This is a genomic window from Pirellulales bacterium, from assembly GCA_019636345.1.
Classification (GTDB): Bacteria; Planctomycetota; Planctomycetia; order Pirellulales; family Lacipirellulaceae.
The window spans coordinates 532,128-551,468 of sequence record JAHBXQ010000001.1 but is presented as its reverse complement, the minus strand read 5'-3'; the positions used below and the strand labels follow the sequence as shown (position 1 = coordinate 551,468).

Sequence of the window (19,341 nt, the reverse complement as noted above, 5' to 3'; positions counted from 1 at the left end):
CACGGAGGTTCGACCCATGTTCAGCGCCGCCACCGACCGGGCCTGGAAATCCTTCGGAAAGACGGATCCGTACTTCGGCGTGCTCGTCGAGGAACGATTCCGCAGCACGCAACTCACCGACCAGTCGCTCAGCGACTTCTTCCTCAGCGGCGAGCAGTACGTCGAGGCGATGACCGAGCGAATCGGCCGACGATTCAATCGCCCGACTCGGTTCCGCCGCGCTCTCGATTTCGGCTGCGGGGTAGGCCGCTTGCTGATTCCGCTGGCTCGACTCTCCGATGAGGCGGTCGGGGTCGACGTCTCGCCGGGGATGCTCGCCGAAGCCGCCGACAACTGCCGGCGCCGCGGCCTCGACAACGTCGCGCTCGCCGCCAGCGACGATCGCCTTGCGGCGGTCCAAGGGACGTTCGACCTGGTTCACACCTACATCGTACTGCAGCACATCCCCGTGCGACGGGGAATGAGAGTGATCGCGGCGCTGCTCGATCGGCTCGATCCCGGCGGCGTCGGGGTCTTGCACATGACCTACGCCAAGGCCCATTGGAAGTGGCGGGCGATCGGGCTGGTCAAGAAGTACGTCCCGCTGGCTCATCGCCTGACCAACCTGCGGCGAGGACGCCCCTGGAGCGCCCCGCGAATGCAAATGAACGACTACGATCTGAATCGCGTGCTGGGACTGCTGCAACGCGCCGGCGTGCACGACGTCGACGTTCAGTTCACCGATCACGGCGGATTCTGGGGCGCCGCGTTGTTCTTCCAAAAGCCGTAGCCGGTCCCTGATCGCCGCATGAACCTGACGTTCCACTACATCCTGGCATTCGCCGCCGTGGCGGTCGCGGGCCTCGTCGCCCGGGCTCTTCCGGTCCGCAAACATGCGCTGTTCTTGTTCGTGCTGGCCCAGGCGGTGGTCTACTGCTTCGCGGCGCCGACCCTCAACTTGTCGTATCTGTCGGTCGACGACCCGATTCTCGAGGGCTGGTATCTCAAGCTGCAATTCGCCTGCCTCGTGCTGTTCATCCCCGTGCTGGTCGCCAGCTACGTCGCCTCGGTGCGGCGGCTCGCCCCGGTCCGCGGGGGCCCGTCGTTGACGCTCAATCGGGGGATGGTCTCGTTTCTGGCGATCTTCTCGCTGGTCTCCTCGCTGTCGTGCCTGGCGACGCTAGTCCATTATCGCCTGCTGTTCCGCAGCATCGGCCATAGCGCCCTGGCGGCCGAGTATCTCAATCTGCCGACCTTCGTATTCTTGTTCATCCGCGGTTACGACCGCTTGCTGTTGCCGCTGGTGGTGACGACGTACTTGGCTTTGCTCCGCAGCTCGCCTGGCCCCGAACGGAACGCTTGTCGCATCGCTTTCGGTTCGACCTTTCTCGTGCAGTTCGTCATCGCCGCGCTCAACAGCCGGCTGTTGCTGGCAACCACGATCTTGCTGTTGGGATCGATCCGGTTGCTGATTCGCGAAGACCAACCGCGAGTCTCCAGTCGGACGCTGGCGTGGCGTGCCGTCCTGGGGGGCGCGGTCGTGCTGGTCGGCGTCAACTTTACGATCAATCTCCGTCACAACTGGCGCGGGACGCTGTGGGACTCCCTCGACGTCTCGCTGCTGACGGCCAACTCGCTGGCGACCGAGTCGACTCACGTCGTCGGCGACATCGCGGCGCGACTCGACGGCATCGATCTCATGGCGCTCATGGCGCCCGAACTCCGCCACCGCGGCTTCTCGTGGGGCGAGTCGTGGGTCCCCGGCATCCTCGCGACCGCAGGCTACCTGTGGGATCCCGGCCGGGCCGAGGCGATCAAGGCCGACCTCGCGACGACGCCCAAGTATTACCTGATGTACGACTACGCCGGCATCGACAAGGCGGACTATCCCAGTTGCATCCTCACCGACGCCTACGGCAACTTCGGGCTTGTCGGCGTCGTCGCCGCCGCCGGCGTCTTGGGATTCATCTGCGCATTGGCTCGGCAGTACGTCGCCAATCCTCCGACGCGTTTCGCGTTCGCCGCCGGCATCGTCGCCATGCAAGTCGCGGCGCACTTCGAGGGCTCCTTCCTGTTCCATGTCTTCCTGGGCTGGCTGCAATACGCCCCGGCGGCGGCCGTGCTGGTGGTCGTGCTGCCGTTCAGATCGGCTCGCCGACCGCAGATGGCGCCCGCCTATTCCCCGCAACTGATCTCGGCCCCCTGCGTATGCCGCTGATCGCCTGTCGCGAGACCCCGCCATGAAAATCGCCTTCTTCGTCTACCGCGTCGCCCGCGACCGCCTGCACACGACCGAGTTCTACCGCCAGGATCTCGAAATCCTGGAGTCGCTGGGGCACGAGGTGACGATCGCCACCCGTTTGCGCGAGGTCCCGCGGGACGCCGACCTAGTGTTCCTGTGGTGGTGGAACTGGCTGTGGCTTGTGGGACCAGTCTTCAAGCTGCGGGGACTGCCGATCTGCGTCACCGGGTCGCTCGAGCCGGAGATCTACGAACGACGCCGCTGGCACTACCGATTTCTGGTCCGGCACGGGCTGCGGTTCGCCGATCGCAGCGTGTTCGTAAGCCGCTACATGATCGCCAGACTGGCGGCGATGTTCCCGCTGAAAAACGCCGAGTACTGCCCCCACATCGTGCTCGACGAGTACCGCCCGGCGAGCCTCGACAACCGACGCTCGGAGCCCGACGTGATCTTCAACGTCACCTGGAAAAAGGCCGCGAACATGCGGCGCAAAATGCTGCCGGAGCTGATCGACGCGTTCGCGATCGTCAAGCGAACCCGGCCGCAAGCCCGGCTCGTGCTGGCGGGCGAACCGATGGAAGGCCAGGCCGAACTCGAACGCCAAGCCGGCGCGTTGGGCGTCTCGGACTCGATCGAGTTCCTCGGCAAAATCAGCAAGGAAGAAAAGATCGATTGGATGCAGCGCTGCGGCGCGTACTACCAATGCTCGCGGCACGAGGGGTTCGGCTTGGCGATCGCCGAAGCCATGGCCTGCGGTGCGCCAGTCGTCGTCAATCGCCGCACGGCCATCCCCGAAGTAGTGGGAGATTGCGGCTACTACGTCGACGACGACTCCCCGGCTGCGATCGCGGCGAAGCTCTCCGAAGCCCTCTCGCAACCAGACGCGGCGCAAGAGATCGGTCTGAAAGCCGCAAGGAGAATCGACGAGGAGTTCCGGTTCGAACGGCGGCGCAAGTTCTTCGCCCAGTTGCTGCCGACCCTCGTGGCCGATCATCCTCGCGCGTCCGAACCGAGCGACCTTGGCGCCGCGCAATCGCGCCGAACTGCCGCCGCCTGACCCGCGACTTCAGCCGTCCTCACGCCCAGTTGCCGACCGAGCTGAACAGCCAATCGACTGCCGCGACGTCGGTCGTGTCGAGCCCGCCGCTGAGCGACGAGGCGGTGACTCCCTTGAACCCGCGCAGTTCAATCCGCTTGCCGCCGCCGAACAGCAGGCTCACGCCCCAATCCCGCACGGTCAACGCGTCGTTGCCGGTCGAGTCGTACAGCCAAGCGAGGTCGTTGCCGGTCGAAGCGTAGACGGTCGTCGTTCGGAACCCTTGCGCGCGGTTGTAGTACTGGTTCGACTCCCCGTGCATGAGGGCGTAGTCGGCCGCGCCGTAGAACCGGTCGTTCCCGGCGCCGTCGTACATCAAGGCCGTGTCGTTCCCGCCGGCGGTCGAGTAACCGAAGACCCGATCGAACCCGCTGGCGTAGTTGTAGAACTCGGCGCCGACGCTTCGCATCAGCCCGAAGTCAGGACGCGCGACGAAGATGTCGTCGGTCGCCCCGTCGTACAACGTCGCCGTGTCGAACCCGGTCGAAGCGTAGGCGTGCACGCGATCGAATCCGCCCGCGTAGTTGTAGAACCGGGCGTCGACGCTTCGAAGCAGTCCGAAGTCAGGACGCGCGACGAACAGGTCGTCGCCGGAACTGTCGTACAAGTACGCCAAGTCGTTGCCCGTCGAGGCGTACGCGAAGACGCGCTCGAACCCGGACGAGTAGTTGTAGTACTGGTCGTTGACGCTCCGCATCAGCGCAAAGTCGGGCCGAGCGATGAACAGGTCGTCCCCTGCGCTGTCGTAGAAGTAGGAGAGGTCGTTCCCCCCCGCAGTCGCGTAGGCGTAAACCCGCTCGAACCCTGCGATGTAGTTGTAGTACGCATTGGTGTTCGCGCTCCGCATGAGCGAGTAGTCGGGCCGCGAAATCATGAAGTCGTCGGCGGCCGAGTCGTACATGTAAGCTTGGTCGAGCCCGCCCGCCGTTCCGTACGCGTACACGCGGTCAAATCCGGTCGCCTGATTGTTGAACTGATTGTTGGCGCCCCGCAATTGCGCGTAGTCGGGCCGGGCCACCAAGATGTCGTTCGTTACGCCGTCGTACAGGTAAGCGAGGTCGAGCCCGCCGGCGGTCGACGTCGCTTCGACCCGGTCGAAGCCCCGGGCCATCAGCGAGTAGTCGTTCGCAGCCCCGCGCAACTGTCCCCAGTCAGGTCGTGCGACGAACACGTCGTCGCCGGCGCTGTCGGCCAACAGCGCGGCGTCGTTCCCGAGGGTCGCAAACGCCTCGATCCGCGCGAACTGTTGCGCGGAATGGCTGTACCCGCTCCCGGTCATCGTCCCGTTGTACGGGCTAGCCGTGAACTGGTCGTCGCCCGCCGTGTCGTAGAAGTTGGCCAGATCGTTCCCGCCGCCGCCGTACGCCGTCACGTTCTCGTAGTTCACGGCGACGACGCTGTAGTTGGTCCCCGTCATCTGGGTCTGGCCAAGCCGGAGATTGACCGTCTCGGCGCCGCTCGATCCGAACAGGGAGAGCGAGTCGACCCCGCCGCCGCCGTCGAACTGAAACTGCGAAACCGCGCCGGCCGAAAACCCGTAGCCGATCCCGTTGACCGTGACGTAGTAGCTGCTGCCGGCGCTGAAGGCGACCGCGTCGGCCCCGGCCGTGCCGGTCACGCTCACGGTCGACCCGACTTGCCGCACCAGATTCGCCAGCGTGAAATCGACGTCGCTGTTCGTTCCGACAGCCCGCAGCAGGAACTGCTGGCCCGCGGTCGCGTTCACGTCGACGCGGGCGGTCGTCCCCGCCGTCGTGCCCGTGGCGATCAGTTGTTGGTTCGTATCGTAGAACTGCAGCGTCACGTCGCCGCCGTTCGGAGCGAACGCGGCCTGAGCGGTGAGCAGCCCCGCCCGACTGGCGGTGACGCGATACCACGACTCGCCCGAGACGGTCTGGTCCGCGTTCTGGTTGAACGAAACGACGCCCCAGTCGATTGGGTTGAACGTCGCCTGGGCGGTGACGTTGAAATTGTAATAACCCAGTCCCCCCGACGACGACAGGCCGACGGTGTACTGCTGCCCCGCGACGACCTGGAACGTCGCCGACGACGAGCTGGCGCTCAGCAGCGTGGCCCCCTGCGCGTTGTACGCGTTCCACAGCGGGGACATGTCGTGGGTGGTCGAGGTCGCGTTGAACGTGACCGTCCCCGTGGCCCCGGCGGTGAACCTGAAGTAATCGACGTCCGACAGCGTGCTGATCACGCCGTTCATCGTCATCGACCCCGCGACCGTCCCCAGGCCGTACGCCGTGCCCATCGTCGAACCGAAATCGTCGGTCGGCATCAGCGCATCGATCGCCCGGCTCAGGTTCAGACGCTTGAAGGTCGCCCCGGTCGCCGAGTCGACGAACGAATCGGCGGTGGCCATGATGTGGTCGTAGATCATGTCCTGCGTGATGCCGGTCATGCCGACGAACTGCATCGCTTGCCGCACCAGCGTGCTGGCGCCTGCCACGTACGGGGCGGCCATGCTCGTGCCGCTCATCGTTTTGAAGTCGTCGGCGACGCCGTTGTTGTTGCCGGCGTAGTCGGGCACGGTGCTGATGATCGACCGCCCCGGCGCCGCGATCGCCCGCGTGCTGCGCTGGCTGTAGTACGACAGCAGCCCCGAGTCGTCGGTCGACATCACCGGCACCACGTACTGGCTGGCCGCAGGATAACTCAGCCCGGTCGTGTTGTAGCTGGTGAAGCTGTTTCCTGCCGAGACGGCGACGAAGATGCCGACCGACTCCAACTGGGCGAACTCGTCTTCCAGATTGGCCCACGCGGGAATCGACTCGGCGTTCCAACTCGACACGCCCAGCGACAAATTCACGGCCGTGATCGGATTGGCGAACGAATTCCGGTTGGCGTAGACCCACCGCAAAGCGTTTTCGACCCAACTGAAGTACCCCGCCCCCACGTCGTTGAACACCCGCAGGGCGACCAGATCGACCCCCGGCGCGACGCCGCGGTGAGTCGCGTCGGTGCTGCCGATGATCCCCGCGACGTGCGTGCCGTGCGAGCCCGATGCGCCGTCGTCGTAGGGGTTGGCGTCGTTCTCCTCGGTAAAGTCCCATCCGCCGACGACGCGGTAATTGCTGCCCAGCCCGCCCCCCAAGGCGTAGTGGTCGTACGCAATGCCGCTGTCGATCACCGCGACGGTCTGCCCGCTGCCCGTGAAACCGTAGTTCGCTTGAACCGTATTCCAACCCGTCTGCTGGTGAGCTTGCACCAGCATTTGCTCGATGCCGTCGAACGAGGACTCGAGCAGGGCCCGGTCCTCGGCGGTAATCCAGAAGTCGGGGATCGACCCTTCGACGTGCTGCACCAACGACGGCGCCTCGTCGTCGATGGCATGATGCACGACGCCGCCGCCAAGCAGATCCGCCAGCGGATCGGCGGACATGACGACGCGCGGCTCGAGCGACTCGATTCGCCCCTGCCGAGAAGTCTTCCGTGTTGATTTTCTGCGCATCAGTGCTGACCGTCCTGCTTCGCGCGGAGGTCGTCGATTCGCCGGCGCAAGGCCGCAGCGCGAGAGACGACGAACGCGAAGTACGTTGCCAATCGAGAAGTATGCAGGCGTACAGTCCCGTGAGGAACCCGTGGGCCGTGAATTTCCGACAAGAGCCGCTGAGGAGATCGCACCCCAAAAAACGCGAGGCGCGGTGCGACGTTGAAACCCTAGTTCAAGGATCGCCGGCGCGCCGGGGGTTCGATCCTCGCCAGGGAAAACGTTCGTCGCCCCAAGTCGGAACAGGCGGCGCGCGTTGGCAAACCTCAACTTTGCCGAGAAAACGCGCTGTCGGGCGGCGACGTCGTGTTGCCGAATGGCAACAATGGATACGCGGGCGGAGACGATCGGTTCGTCCGCCGCCGACGAACTCGCCGATTGCCGCCGCCGTGCTAGCAGCCGCAAAGTCCCCGCGAAACCCCGGCAACTCCGAGACTTCCTGACCCCGAACTCCTCCGCAGGTTCTCGACCGAACACGGCGATTTCGCCTCGGTCGTCGCCGAACCGATATTTGACTCGCCCCGCCAGTGAACTCGCCTGCTCCGCGCCCGCGCCTGCAACTCTCGCTCGTCGCCGCCACGGCGGCGCTAATCGCCGTCACGCTCGTGAAGCCGTTGTTCCCGCGCGAACAATGGCTGCAGCACGCGGCGACGGCGCCAGCGCTTGTGCTGGCCGCGATCGCGGCGCAGCGCCGCTGGCTCTCCGACGGCGCATTGATTTGCGCACTGGCGTTTCTCGCGCTCCACGCCGTCGCCGCCCGGTGGATCTACTCGTACGTCCCCTACGAAGACTGGTTTCAGGCCGCGCTGGGGAGCGGTCCCGATGAGTGGTTCGGCTGGCGCCGCAACCACTGCGATCGGTTCGTTCACTTCGCCTTCGGCGCGCTGGCGATCCCGCTCCTCTCCGAAGCGGCGGTCCACGCGGGGCTCGCTCGTCGCGCTGCGCCGTGGGTCGCCGTCGCCGGGGCGACGACTTGCGGAGCTCTCTACGAAATCTTCGAATGGCTGCTCGCGATCACCGCGGCGCCGGAGACGGCCGACCGCTACAACGGGCAGCAAGGCGACATGTGGGACGCACAGAAAGATCTGGCGTGGGCGCTGGCGGGGAGCATCGTCGTCGCCCTGTGGATCGCATGGCGACGTCCGCGGTCCGCCGCCGACCGCAAGCCTCAGGAAAGTTAAGAGTCCTCAGCCAAGTTAAGGGAATCGACGATGGAATCGAAACGCCCTTCCTCGCTTGCGCAGCGGGGGTCGCCGCTCCTCTTCGCCGGACTCTGCCTGCTGGCGGCGAGCGCGGGCGCCGCGGCAGGACCGGGGCCCTGGTACGACCAGCTCGCCAAGCCCCGGTGGACGCCGCCCGACTGGGTGTTCCCCGTCGTCTGGACTCCGCTGTATGCGATGATCGCCCTGGCAGGCTGGCTGATCCAACGCAGCGGGGGCTGGCGGAGCCCCGCAACGGCCATGTGGCTGGTGCAGCTCGCTCTGAACGCCGGCTGGACATGGCTCTTCTTCGGGCTCCAGCGCCCCGGCTGGGCGCTGGTCGACATTTTGCTTTTGGCTGCGGCGATCACGGCGACCATCGTCTTGGCGCGGCGCACCAGCCGCACGGCGGCGCTGCTGCTGGCGCCGTATCTGGCCTGGGTTCTTTTCGCGGCGACGCTCAACGGAGCCATCTGGCGGATGAACCTGTAACCTCGCTCGGGACCGCTCATCCGACGGCGAACCGCTCGGCCCGTGCGAACGTCTCTTGATCGAAACGCCTCGCTCGGCGAACATGCCGCATCCGGTCGTGCTTGCGGCCGGGCCCCGCCTTCCGGCGTCCCCCGCGGCGCCTTCGCCCTGCGAGCCCCCTGCTATGCCCGCCCCCGAGAGCGACCGCCCCGACAACGCCAAAACCGGCCGCGCCACATCGCGCAACTTCATTCAGCAGATAATCGACGCCGATCGGGTCGCCGGCAAGAACGGCGGCCGCGTCCACACGCGGTTTCCTCCCGAGCCCAACGGCTATCTCCACATCGGCCACGCCAAAAGCATCTGTCTGAACTTCGGCCTCGCGCGCGAGTACGCCGGCAAGTTCAACCTGCGGTTCGACGACACGAACCCCGTCAAGGAAGAGCAGGAATACGTCGACGCGATCATCGACGACGTCCGCTGGCTGGGGGGCGAGTGGGAAGACCGACTGTTCTACGCCTCGGACTATTTCGAGCAGCTTTACCAGTGGGCGGTCCTGCTCGTCAAAGCGGGCAAGGCCTACGTCTGCGACCTTACGAGCGAGGAGGTGCGAGCCCATCGCGGCACGCTCACCGAACCGGGCGTCGACAGTCCCTGCCGCACGCGCCCCGTCGCCGAAAATCTCGATCTCTTGGCCCGGATGCGCGCCGGCGAATTCCCCGACGGCAGCCGCACCCTGCGGGCGAAGATCGACATGGCCTCGCCCAATCTCAACCTCCGCGACCCGGTGATGTACCGCATCAAGCACGCCCGTCACCAGCGCACGGGGGACGCTTGGTGCATCTACCCGTCGTACGACTACACCCACGGTCAAAGCGACTCGATCGAAGGGATCACCCACTCGATCTGCACGTTGGAGTTCGAGAACCATCGCCCGTTGTACGACTGGTTCTGTCGCGAGTTGGGGATTCATCACCCGCAGCAGATCGAATTCGCCCGGCTGAATCTCACCTACACGGTGATGAGCAAACGGAAATTGCTCGAGCTGGTGCGCGACAAGCACGTCGCCGGCTGGGACGATCCGCGCATGCCGACGATCCGCGGGCTGCGCCGCCGCGGCTACACCTCCGAGGCGATCCGCGCGTTTTGCGAGCGGATCGGCGTCGCCAAGTTCAACAGCACGATCGACATGGGGTGGCTCGAGGACGCGGTCCGCGAGGATCTTAACGAGCGAGCCCCCCGGGCGATGGCGGTGCTCCGCCCGCTGAAGGTCGTCCTGACCAACGTGTCGGCCGGCGAAACGATCGCCTGCGAGGCGCCCAATCACCCCCAGAAACCGGAACTGGGGTCGCGGACCGTCCCGCTCACCCGCGAGATCTACATCGAGCAAGACGATTTCATGGAAGACGCCCCGAAGAAGTTCTTCCGCCTCAAGCCGGGGGGCGAGGTGCGGCTCCGTTCGGCGGGGATCATCGCTTGCGATGAAGTGATCAAGGACGCCGCGGGCGTCGTGACCGAGTTGCGGTGCACGTTCGACCCCGACCACAGCCGCAAGGTCAAGGGGACGATTCACTGGGTCAGCGCCGAAAAGGCTCTGACCGCCGAGGTGCGGCTGTACGACCGGCTGTTCGCCGTCGAGAACCCCGACGACGCCCCCGAGGGGGGGACGTTTCTCGATCACATCAACCCCGGCTCGGTCGAGGTGCTCCGCGATGCGAAGCTTGAGCCGTCGCTCGCCGCCGCGAAACCGGGGGCGCGCTTCCAGTTCGAGCGGATCGGCTACTTCTACGTCGACCCGCTCGACAGCGATCCAGGGGCCCCGGTCTTCAATCGCGTCGTCACGCTCCGCGATTCGTGGACGCCGCTGCCCGCTTGAGCAAACCGGAGCGTGCAGCCGCGTGCTTTGTTCGCTTGAGTTCTTTAGGCTGTGCCAAAGCGCTAATTGTACGTGGCGCGGAAGACCTGCGACTCGGTCTGAGCGGTCTGCCCCAAGCGCGACCGGGCTCGACCCACCAGTCTCGTCACCGCGGCGTGAACTTCGTCTTTGACCTCGTTCGGATCGCGATCGCGGGCTTGAACTGGCTCGCCCACCTCGACCGCGGCGAGGATGTGCTTCATCCCCGCCACCCGCTTCAGGTGGCCCATAAACGATTCGTCGACGTAACAAGCGTCGGCGTGATCGTACGCAATGCCGATCGGCACGATCTCGGCGCCGGCCCGCTGGGCCGCTTTGAACGCCCCCGGGCGGAACGGCCGCACGTCGTCGCCGGCGAACGCGGTCCCCTCGGGGAACATCGCCACCCCTTCGCCGCGGGCCAGCGACGCGTCGACTTCTTTGAGCACCTCGGCCCCGCTCTTGCGCTCAGCCCGATTGACGAACAAGGTGCCGATCCGCCGGGCCCCGGGCCCGATGAGCGGCCAATTCGCCACGTCATGCCGGCTGATGACATGCGCCTCGGTCGTCGTCATCGCCACCGCGATGTCCAGCGCGCTGCGATGATTGAGCACGAAAATCCGCCCTACGCCGTCGGTCGCCGCGCCTGGGTACAGCCCGCGAGGAAACGCTTCCAACCCGCGGACCGCGGTCTTCACCCCAAACACCCGCAGCAAGCTTCCCGCCCACCGCGGGACCCAGCAATTGACGACGCTCAGCTTCGTCCGCTTGCCGCGCGTGGCGAACGCCAATTCCATTCCGGTCCAACAAGCGATCGTCACCAGCACGAACGCGACGATCCGGGCGCCGATGCGCAGTTTCTGCAGAAGACGACGCATAAGCGGGCGAAGGAGACGAGCGAGGTGCGGCAGCGCCGACCAACGTCGGCGACGAGGCGGCAAGCTACCACATTCGCCCGGGGCTGCCCATCCGAGCCAAGCAAGATTCGCCCAGTTGAGCGACTGCGCGGTCCGCGTCAGGCCGATGGCTGCGGCAGACGCCGCAGATCGCCCGCCAGCGCCGCGCCCATGTAGACCAGACTCGCCGCCACCCCTGCGAGCAGCGACCACGCGGCGCCCGTCACTCCGAATGCGTGCACCAACGGCACGGCCGTGGCCAGCGTGACGACCATCGTGATCATCTCGCCCCAGAACTGGCTCCGCGTGTCATGCACCGCAGACAAGGCGTTCGAGACGGTCATCCCCACGGCCGTGATCGCCGACCCCAGCCCCAGCACCGCCAGGGCGGGCCCCGCCACGGCGTACTCCGGCTTGAACACGGTCGCCAACAGCCAGCCGCCGACGAACCACAACGCGACGGCGATCGTCCCCAGCGTGACGACGAACAGCCCGATCCCTTGCCACATGACCCGCAACATCGGCCCCGCGCCCCCGTGGGCGTACGCCCCGATTGTCAGCGGCCGCAGGTAATTCGTCACTCCGCGAATGAACAACCACGAGATTCCTACCAGTGTGCTGCAAACCGACAACTGGCTGACCGTCGCCACGTCGGCCAACCAGACGACGATCCACGGCATGGCGAAGCGGCTGAAGTTGCCGGCCAACCGCCCCGCAACCAACCAGCGCGAATAGCCCCAATGCTCGTGCCAGTCGGCCGCAAGACGGCCGCGATCCAACGCCACCGGCAACGGCTTGGCGACCGCCCAGGCGACGCAGCTCGCCGCAGTCGCCAATCCCATCCACGCGAACACGGCCGGCACGTCGAGCAGCCCCGTCCAAGCCAACGTCGCCAGGGCCCCGATCTGGATCACGAACACGATCGCGTCCCCCGTCAGGGCCGAGATCATCTGCATGTGCGCAAACGCCACCGAGCGCAGAAAATCCCGCAGCAAAAACGAGGGAGCCGCGACGGTCAGCACGAGCACCGCCTGGGCCATCTCGGGTCGGGCGCCGCGCGCCGCCAACCAACCGGCATAGCCCGCCAGCGCGACGCACGCCGCCAACGTGGTCAGCCCCAGATGAACAAGCGTGCTCCCCAAGAACCGCCCCCGTTCGTCCGGGAGCTTGTTGTGGATGAACACCATGTACGAGGTCGCCAGGCACCGGTCCTGCAGCACGCTGACGAACACGACGATCGAAATGCACAACGCGTAGATGCCCGGCGACTCCTCGCCGCAGTACCGTCCGATGAGCACCATCGTCAGAAAGTTCGTCGCGCTGGCGACCGCCTGGTCGACCAGGGCGAGCCCCCCCCGCCGCGCCCCGGGCGAAGCAGCCGCGCGACGCAGCCGAGAAGTCGCGGGCGCGTCGGCCGCAGCATCCTCCGCGCTTGCAGAACTTGCCGTCGCAATCGGCGCAGGACTTGGCGACGCCGGAATGGCCATAGGGCAGGGTGAAGCAGTGCAGGGGCGGGTTGAGCAAGGCGGGAACCGCCCCGCGGGGCGACCAGTTCATCCTAATTGAGGCCCCCGGAATCGCCAAATGCCCGCGACCGCGGCTCAGATCTCGCTCGCCGCGGCATTGTCGCCCGGCTCCGCGACGGTTTCCTCCGTGGCGCATCCGAGGTGCTTTTGCCCGTCGTCGGCGCGGACCGCCTCGCCCCATTCGGCGATGAACTGGTTCTCGCACTTGGGGCACTTCACCGACTGTCCCAGGAACTTCAGCGGCACGTCCTTGCCGTGCTCGCACTTGCCGCACGACAGGTGGAACCGCAACGACGGATCGTCAAGCCGGGCGAACTCCTCCGCCGGCACGCGTTCGAACTGGAGATCAGCCGGTTCGAGCGTCGACAGTTGCTCGACCGACAGGTCGGTGATCTCCGCGATCCGGTTCGCCTGCCGGCGGATTGCGTCCTCGAACAGATTGCGCACCGTCCGCCCGTTGCCGAAGTGGCGATCCCGCCGCTCAAACATCCAGGTGAACCCCAGCATCGCCTTGCCGCGGGTGCGGTCGCAAAGTTGGTACAGGTTTTTGCCGCACATGAGCCCGAAGATCGACGCCAGTTCCAATGGCGTGTAGTCCTTGAAGTCGAGATGCCGACTGAATCGCGACGAAAGCCCCGGGTTCGAACGCAACAACAGCGCCATCTCCACCGGATATCCCGCCAGGATCACGACCAGCCGTTCGCGGTCGTCCTCCATCCGCTTCAGCAGCGTCTGCACCGCCTCGTGCCCGAAGGGATCCTCCCCCTCGCTGGCGATCAACGTGTACGCCTCGTCGATGAACAGCACGCCGTCGAGCGCCTCGTCGATCTTCTTGTTGCTCTTGGGCCCGGTCTGGCCGGCGTACTCGGCGACCAGACCGCTGCGATCGGTCTCGACGAGGTGCCCTTTCTTGAGCACCCCCATCGCGCCGAAGATGTTGCCGACGATCCGGGCCACGGTGGTCTTGCCCGTGCCCGGATTGCCGCCGAAGACCATGTGCAGGCTGAGATTCGTATTGGGAAGCCCCGCCTCGGCTCGCTTCTGCTGCACCTTGAGGAAGTTGGCCAGCGTACGGACTTCCTCCTTGATGTTGTCCAGCCCGATCAGCTTGTCGAGTTCCGCGAGCGAGTCGGCGAGTCGCTCCGCAGGGGGCTTCTCGGCAGTCGTCTCGGCGACGGATTCGCTCGGGGCGATCTTGCCGCCCGGCTTCGCCCCGATCCCGCCCCGATTCTTCTCGCGCTCCTTGCGAACCGCAGGCAGCGCGTCCCCGGTCGAAAAGATCTTCTCAATCGCCTGCGCCCCGGCCCGCTCCGCCTCGGCGTGCTCGCTCGGCTCGTCGATCGGAATCTGCCGCAAGTGCAATTCCAACTCCTCCTGGATCGACTTCACCCGCGCCGCTTCGGGAGGTTTGATCGGGCCGTCGGCCCGGGCGACGATGTTCGCCAAGCGAATGACGATCGCCTCGACGTCGGCGATCCGGTTCCGCAGCGGGGCGATCTGGTCGAACGGTCGCACCAGGGCGTACCATTTGAGCCCCATCGCCTGGGTCGACATCGCCTGCAGGGCTTCTTTGATCTGCTCCTCCGACAGCCACTGGCTCCAAAGGTGGAAGATCAGCACCTCGGCCAGGAACTGTTCGTTCTTGCTCCACCGCCGGTCGGCCTCGCAGACGGCGACGAACACCTTCACCACCAGCGCCTGGTGGAGGTCGTCCATCAGTTGGACGAACTTGTCTCCCGACTCGGGAAGCAAATGGGCGTGCTCTCGCGCCGCCAGCTCTCCGCTGGAAACGTACAGCTCGCGACACGTGCCCAGAAGCTGGCGAAACTGCGACGGCAGGTCGGGAATCTCGAACGTCGACATGCGGCCCATTATCCGCACGCCGCGCCCCGTGGCAAGCGAGCGACGTTTCGTCGGCATCGCCGCAGCGGACCGCTACACGATCCCTTTGCGAACGGCCCACACCGCCGCCTGCGTCCGGTCGGCGACGCCGATCTTGCGGAGGATGTGCTGCACGTGCTCTTTGACGGTCTCGTAGCTGATGTCCAGGGCCTGGGCGATCTCGCGATTGCTCAGACCGTTGGCCAGTTGCCGCAGCACTTCGCTTTCGCGCCGGGTGAGCGGGGCCTCCAACTCCGAAGCGAGACGCGGGGCGGTCAGGGCGCCTGTCACCTTGCGCAACCCCTCGGTCGACCACAGCGACTCGCCGCGGGCGGCCTGGCGCACCGCGCCGAGCAACTGCTCGCTCGTCAGCGTTTTGTCGAGATACCCCGCCGCCCCCAACGCAGCGGCCCGCGCGAGATACGTCGGATTGTCGTACCCGCTGAAGATCACCACGACCGTTTCGGGCAACTCGCCCCGCAGCCGCGACAACACGGCCAATCCGTCGGCGCGCGGCATCCTGACGTCGAGCAGCACCAGATCGGGGCGATGCCGCCGAGCCTGCTCGATGCATTGCAGCCCGTCGCCCGCCTCGGCGACGACCTCGAAATCGCTTTGCGTCTCAAACAGGGCGCACAGGCCCGCGCGAACGACCTCGTGGTCGTCAGCAATCAACAATCGAATCGGCATGTCGGGCATCGCCTCGGCGGGGGGTGCTATCATCCGCGGCGCCAGCGGCAAGGTCCCAATACAGCGTTCGTCACGCTAAATTACAACCCGCCTGATAGCATTTTTTTCGAATTATGCGACGGGGTCGCTCTTCCGATTGTTATCAACCGAAGCCGCTGCAAGTAATACCTCACAATGCGCGAACGGTTCTGCACCATCGCGCAATTGCATACGGAAAAAAACTTGCGTTTACAGTCCCGAGCCGTTTGAGGATACTCGACGCCGGCTCGAACGGCGCTGCGCTCCTCTCGCGGCGTCCTTCGGCTCTTGCCCGACGCTCCTCGACGGTTCTCGAGATTGATTCACTTCTGCGGAGAATCTCCTGCGATGCCGACCTTGTCGATGAACCAAATAACGACTTATCGTTGGTCGTTCGAGGAAGACGTCCGGCGGTATCGTGAAGCTGGTTACGAAACGATCGGCGTCTGGCGACAAAAACTCGGCGACTTCGGCGAGGACCAGGCCATCGACCTCGTCGCCGAATCCGGGCTGAAAGTCTCACATCTGAGTTGGGCCGGCGGGTTCACCGGCAGCGACGGCCGCGGACTCTACGACGCCCTCGACGATGCGGCCGGGGCCGTTCAACTCGCCGGGGCCCTGCAGGCCGGCTGCCTCGTCGTCTACCCGGGCGGACGCAACAACCATACCTTTCGGCATGCCGAACGCCTCCTCCGCAGCGCGATTGACGAACTGCTCGATTACGCCGTCGCCGCCGACGTGGTGTTGGCGATCGAGCCGGTCCACGTCTCGTGCGCAGGGCCCTGGACGTTTCACACCGAACTGCAAGAAGCGATCGCTTTCATCGAGACCTTCCAATCGCCCTACCTGAAGCTGGCCATGGATGCCTACCACTTCGGCGACGACCCGGGCGTGCTCGCCAACTTAGGCGAGTTGGCGCCGCATCTCGCACTGGTCCACTTGGCGGATCGCCCCCGTCCGCACGGCGTCGACCAGGATCGGCGCCCCCTGGGAGAGGGGACCCTGCCGTTGGCCGAGATGGTCTCCGGCCTGCTCGACGCCGGCTACGCCGGAGATTTTGACGTGAAGCTGTTCGGTCCCGAGATTACGCCCGACGCTTACGAATCGATCCTTCGCAACTCGCTGACCGCCTGGGACCAGTGGCTGGTTCCCATGCGAACTCGGTCCGCCTGAGTTCCCGCGACGAGCGGGCGGCGCACCGGTCGTCGCGATCTCCCTTTCCCCCTGTCCCCCGACACGGCGTCGCGGGTCGCCGTCATGCCCCGCCCGTTGGTGATCAACGACGAATTGGTCGTCCCCGGCGAACGGCTGCGGCTGTCGTTCGCACGCAGCAGCGGACCCGGCGGTCAAAACGTCAACAAGGTCAACAGCAAGGCGATCCTCCGCTGGACGGTCGTCGACGCCGATTTGCCCGCCGACGTGCTGCTGCGATTCCGCGCAAAGTACGGCAATCGCATCACTCAGGACGGCGAGGTCGTCATCGCCGCCGACGAAAGCCGCGACCAAGGCGCCAACGTCCGATCGGCGTACGCCCGTTTGCGCCAGATGCTGCTTGCCGTGGCGGCCCCGCCGCGCCCGCGCAAGAAATCCAAACCGTCGCGGGGGTCGATCGAGCGCCGGCTGAACCAGAAGCGACAAGCGTCGGAAAAAAAGCAAAATCGCCGACGTCCCCCCGATTCCGGCGAGTGAGACAAGCGCCCGTCGGCGGACGACCGACAAACCCCGCGCAGCTTGCCCGCCTTTCGAACCGGCTGCAATCCCGGAAAAATCGCCCCGCGCTAGTTCGCGGGACGACTCGGCGAGTATACTGGGCGCTCGGCTGCGGAGCCGCTCGCGGCGCCAGTCGGCTCGGGGGGGTCGACGACCGCGACTCGATGCGGCAGAGTCCCTGTGCCCGCTTCGCCGCCGCCTTGTCACCGCACTCTGCGCGCACCATGCATTCGAAGGAGGACCTGACCATGCTGTCCGCCAAATCCAACGCCGCCGCTGAAATCCGCGCCTCCTGGATGGAGCACCAGATCCTCGACCACGTCAAGCAGGCGCTGCGGGTCACGCTCGACTGGAAGACCCCGGCCATCGGCCTTCCGCGCAAGGCGTCCAGTCTGCAATTCACGCTCAACTCGTTCCAACGCCACCTCGCTCGGCTGATGGATTTCGAGGAACGGGACGGGTACATGGTCGTCGTCGCCGAGACGAACCCGAATCTGGAACTGCGCATCAAGAGCCTCGAAGAAGATCACGACGTCTTCCGCCGCAAGCTGGAAGAGATGCAGCCGGCGATCGCCGAGCTCGCCACCTGCTGCGGCGAGCGGTTCGAGGAGATCTGCGACGAGGTGGCCCAATTGCTCGACGCCGTGGATCTTCACGACGCCGAGGAGATCGACCTGATCCAGGAAGCGATCATGCACGACACCGGCGGCGAAGGCTGACCCCCCGCTGCAGATCCGCTGTTCGCCCGCAAACGGGGGGAGCGCAAGCCCCCGGAACCCGCACCGCTGCCGCCCCATGGCCCGCGATCGCGCAGTAGAATAGGATTAAGGAGCCGTCTCCAAGATCCAATGTCCCGCTCCGCGATTCCATGCCTCGCCGCCCCGCGCAACACATCGACCGCGTCCTGGCCGACTGGGCCTTCGAGCCCGGCCAGCCGCAGGTCCGTCGCGTCGTCGGCGCCGACGGGCGCGAGTTGCTCCAGCTTCGCGTCGACATGGGCGTGCTGCAAATCGAAACCTCCGGTCGACCCGACGGCGACCGGCCCCACGGCTTTCCCAGCTACTACGACTACCTCGTTGCGGCCGCCTTCGAGGAGGGAGAGCGATTCGCTCTCGACGAACAGCGTTGCCTGCAGGTCGATCGCGAGTTTTACCAGTTCTATCACCGTCGCATTTGCTGGCTCGCGCTCCATGAATACGGTCGAGCCGCGGACGACGCCGAGCATACGCTCAAGCTCATGGACTTCACCTCGGCCAACGCCCCGGCCGAAGAGTGGGCCCTGATGCACGAACAGTATCGCCCCTTCGTGATGTTCCACCGCATTCAGGCGACGGCGCTCGTCCAGTTGGAACGCGAGAATCCCGAGGCGGCCGTGCAAGCGATCGACTGCGGCATTGAGCAATTGGAGTCGGTCCTCGCCGATCTCGACGCGGCGGAAGCTGAGGACGGCAGCTTCATCGAAAAGCTGCAAGAGATGCGCGTCTCGATCTCCACGCACTACGAACTGGGCCCGTCGCTGGCCGAGCAACTCGCCCGCGCAATCGCTGCGGAGCAGTACGAACGCGCCGCCGAACTCCGCGATCGGATCGCCCGCCGTGCTGACGGGGCATGAGCAAGCCGCCGTCCCCCGACGATCTCCCGCCTGCCGCGAACTGCAAAAATTGCACGCGGCGCGGTCGACTCTGCCAAATCTGGCATGCGAGCCCGCCAGCGCCTGCACCGCTAGCGTCGTCGTAACTGCTTGTCTCGGCACGAGCTTGCCGTTTTCTCCCTCGGCCGATGATCCCCCGGCACGCCGCGTGCGTAGTACGTGCATCGTCGCGGGCGGTTGGACGCCCTGTCTCATCTACCAAAGGAGTGACGCATGTTGGTTCTCACACGGAAGCAAAACGAGAAGATTCAGATCGGCGACTCGATCACAATCACCGTCGTCCGAACCAAAGGGAAAACCGTCCGGCTGGGAATCGACGCCCCGGCCGAAATGGCCGTGCTCCGCGGCGAGTTGGTCTTCGAACTCGACGCCGACGAAGCGCCGGCAGATGCGACGGAAGAAGCCGAGGCCCCCCGGCGCTCCCAGCGAAGTCGCGCCGCGACGACCTGCACGACCCGCGACAACGGCTGGTCGACCGATGCCGGCGAAACGGTCGTGCGTCCGGCCGGGGCTCGCACGGTCGCACTGGACTCGACGAACCACGCCCCGTTGCGATCGCAGGTGGCCGCCCGGAAGTAACGCAGGCGTTTGG

The 19,341-nt window shown here is 65.9% G+C and carries 16 protein-coding genes; 11 read left to right on the top strand and 5 right to left on the bottom strand.

The window, feature by feature from the left end:
- Positions 1-16 precede the first annotated feature (16 nt).
- From KF688_02080 to KF688_02070, 3 genes are read left to right on the top strand one after another with little or no spacing between them, the layout of a single operon-like run.
- Positions 17-769, top strand: coding sequence for a class I SAM-dependent methyltransferase (locus KF688_02080; protein MBX3424444.1), 753 nt, complete (start codon positions 17-19; stop codon positions 767-769).
- An 18-nt stretch (positions 770-787) separates the two neighbouring features.
- Positions 788-2,197, top strand: coding sequence for a hypothetical protein (locus KF688_02075; GenBank protein ID MBX3424443.1), 1,410 nt, complete (start codon positions 788-790; stop codon positions 2,195-2,197).
- Between the two features lie 22 nt (positions 2,198-2,219).
- Complete coding sequence (locus tag KF688_02070) at positions 2,220-3,278, top strand: glycosyltransferase (GenBank protein ID MBX3424442.1); 1,059 nt, start codon at positions 2,220-2,222, stop codon at positions 3,276-3,278.
- Between the two features lie 19 nt (positions 3,279-3,297).
- Here KF688_02070 and KF688_02065 read toward each other — a convergent pair whose 3' ends face one another.
- Complete coding sequence (locus KF688_02065; GenBank protein MBX3424441.1) at positions 3,298-6,774, bottom strand: S8 family serine peptidase; 3,477 nt, start codon at positions 6,772-6,774, stop codon at positions 3,298-3,300.
- Between the two features lie 566 nt (positions 6,775-7,340).
- Here KF688_02065 and KF688_02060 point away from each other — a divergent pair.
- The 3 genes from KF688_02060 to KF688_02050 all read left to right on the top strand — a co-directional run bounded on the left by KF688_02060 (position 7,341) and on the right by KF688_02050 (position 10,359).
- Entirely contained in the window at positions 7,341-7,994 is a 654-nt protein-coding gene (locus KF688_02060; protein ID MBX3424440.1) for a DUF2238 domain-containing protein, read from the top strand.
- Between the two features lie 30 nt (positions 7,995-8,024).
- A complete protein-coding gene (locus KF688_02055) occupies positions 8,025-8,504 on the top strand; it encodes a tryptophan-rich sensory protein (GenBank protein ID MBX3424439.1) in 480 nt (159 codons plus the stop codon).
- A 163-nt stretch (positions 8,505-8,667) separates the two neighbouring features.
- Positions 8,668-10,359, top strand: a complete 1,692-nt coding sequence (locus KF688_02050) for a glutamine--tRNA ligase/YqeY domain fusion protein (protein ID MBX3424438.1) — start codon at positions 8,668-8,670, stop codon at positions 10,357-10,359.
- A gap of 62 nt (positions 10,360-10,421) precedes the next feature.
- Here KF688_02050 and KF688_02045 read toward each other — a convergent pair whose 3' ends face one another.
- The 4 genes from KF688_02045 to KF688_02030 all read right to left on the bottom strand — a co-directional run bounded on the left by KF688_02045 (position 10,422) and on the right by KF688_02030 (position 15,370).
- Positions 10,422-11,255, bottom strand: a complete 834-nt coding sequence (locus tag KF688_02045; GenBank protein MBX3424437.1) for a 1-acyl-sn-glycerol-3-phosphate acyltransferase — start codon at positions 11,253-11,255, stop codon at positions 10,422-10,424.
- Between the two features lie 137 nt (positions 11,256-11,392).
- Positions 11,393-12,760, bottom strand: coding sequence for a lipopolysaccharide biosynthesis protein (locus KF688_02040; protein MBX3424436.1), 1,368 nt, complete (start codon positions 12,758-12,760; stop codon positions 11,393-11,395).
- A 114-nt stretch (positions 12,761-12,874) separates the two neighbouring features.
- A complete protein-coding gene (locus tag KF688_02035; GenBank protein ID MBX3424435.1) occupies positions 12,875-14,719 on the bottom strand; it encodes an AAA family ATPase in 1,845 nt (614 codons plus the stop codon).
- A 15-nt stretch (positions 14,720-14,734) separates the two neighbouring features.
- Positions 14,735-15,370, bottom strand: a complete 636-nt coding sequence (locus KF688_02030; GenBank protein MBX3424434.1) for a response regulator transcription factor — start codon at positions 15,368-15,370, stop codon at positions 14,735-14,737.
- 381 nt (positions 15,371-15,751) lie between these two features.
- On the opposite strand from KF688_02030, the gene KF688_02025 reads away from it, so the two are divergent.
- The 5 genes from KF688_02025 to KF688_02005 all read left to right on the top strand — a co-directional run bounded on the left by KF688_02025 (position 15,752) and on the right by KF688_02005 (position 19,328).
- Positions 15,752-16,561: a sugar phosphate isomerase/epimerase gene (locus KF688_02025; GenBank protein ID MBX3424433.1), complete on the top strand. Its 810-nt coding sequence runs from the start codon at positions 15,752-15,754 to the stop codon at positions 16,559-16,561.
- 84 nt (positions 16,562-16,645) lie between these two features.
- Positions 16,646-17,077 (top strand): aminoacyl-tRNA hydrolase, encoded by a 432-nt coding sequence (gene arfB, locus KF688_02020; GenBank protein ID MBX3424432.1) that lies wholly within the window; start codon positions 16,646-16,648, stop codon positions 17,075-17,077.
- A 269-nt stretch (positions 17,078-17,346) separates the two neighbouring features.
- Positions 17,347-17,817, top strand: a complete 471-nt coding sequence (locus KF688_02015; protein ID MBX3424431.1) for a hemerythrin domain-containing protein — start codon at positions 17,347-17,349, stop codon at positions 17,815-17,817.
- 149 nt (positions 17,818-17,966) lie between these two features.
- Positions 17,967-18,710 (top strand): UvrB/UvrC motif-containing protein, encoded by a 744-nt coding sequence (locus KF688_02010; GenBank protein MBX3424430.1) that lies wholly within the window; start codon positions 17,967-17,969, stop codon positions 18,708-18,710.
- Positions 18,711-18,962: 252 nt separating this feature from the next.
- The gene (locus tag KF688_02005) at positions 18,963-19,328 is read left to right on the top strand and encodes a carbon storage regulator (protein MBX3424429.1); all 366 of its coding nucleotides are present in this window, start codon (positions 18,963-18,965) and stop codon (positions 19,326-19,328) included.
- The last annotated feature ends 13 nt before the right edge of the window (positions 19,329-19,341 follow it).

What these genes read in the sequence shown, in the direction of transcription:
- KF688_02080 (MBX3424444.1), top strand. Translation starts at nt 17, where the DNA reads ATGTTCAGCGCCGCCACCGACCGGGCCTGGAAATCCTTCGGAAAGACG.
- KF688_02075 (MBX3424443.1), top strand. Translation starts at nt 788, where the DNA reads ATGAACCTGACGTTCCACTACATCCTGGCATTCGCCGCCGTGGCGGTC.
- KF688_02070 (MBX3424442.1), top strand. Translation starts at nt 2,220, where the DNA reads ATGAAAATCGCCTTCTTCGTCTACCGCGTCGCCCGCGACCGCCTGCAC.
- KF688_02065 (MBX3424441.1), bottom strand. Translation starts at nt 6,774, where the DNA reads ATGCGCAGAAAATCAACACGGAAGACTTCTCGGCAGGGGCGAATCGAG.
- KF688_02055 (MBX3424439.1), top strand. Translation starts at nt 8,025, where the DNA reads ATGGAATCGAAACGCCCTTCCTCGCTTGCGCAGCGGGGGTCGCCGCTC.
- KF688_02050 (MBX3424438.1), top strand. Translation starts at nt 8,668, where the DNA reads ATGCCCGCCCCCGAGAGCGACCGCCCCGACAACGCCAAAACCGGCCGC.
- KF688_02045 (MBX3424437.1), bottom strand. Translation starts at nt 11,255, where the DNA reads ATGCGTCGTCTTCTGCAGAAACTGCGCATCGGCGCCCGGATCGTCGCG.
- KF688_02040 (MBX3424436.1), bottom strand. Translation starts at nt 12,760, where the DNA reads ATGGCCATTCCGGCGTCGCCAAGTCCTGCGCCGATTGCGACGGCAAGT.
- KF688_02035 (MBX3424435.1), bottom strand. Translation starts at nt 14,719, where the DNA reads ATGCCGACGAAACGTCGCTCGCTTGCCACGGGGCGCGGCGTGCGGATA.
- KF688_02030 (MBX3424434.1), bottom strand. Translation starts at nt 15,370, where the DNA reads ATGCCGATTCGATTGTTGATTGCTGACGACCACGAGGTCGTTCGCGCG.
- KF688_02025 (MBX3424433.1), top strand. Translation starts at nt 15,752, where the DNA reads ATGAACCAAATAACGACTTATCGTTGGTCGTTCGAGGAAGACGTCCGG.
- arfB (MBX3424432.1), top strand. Translation starts at nt 16,646, where the DNA reads ATGCCCCGCCCGTTGGTGATCAACGACGAATTGGTCGTCCCCGGCGAA.
- KF688_02015 (MBX3424431.1), top strand. Translation starts at nt 17,347, where the DNA reads ATGCTGTCCGCCAAATCCAACGCCGCCGCTGAAATCCGCGCCTCCTGG.
- KF688_02010 (MBX3424430.1), top strand. Translation starts at nt 17,967, where the DNA reads ATGCCTCGCCGCCCCGCGCAACACATCGACCGCGTCCTGGCCGACTGG.
- KF688_02005 (MBX3424429.1), top strand. Translation starts at nt 18,963, where the DNA reads ATGTTGGTTCTCACACGGAAGCAAAACGAGAAGATTCAGATCGGCGAC.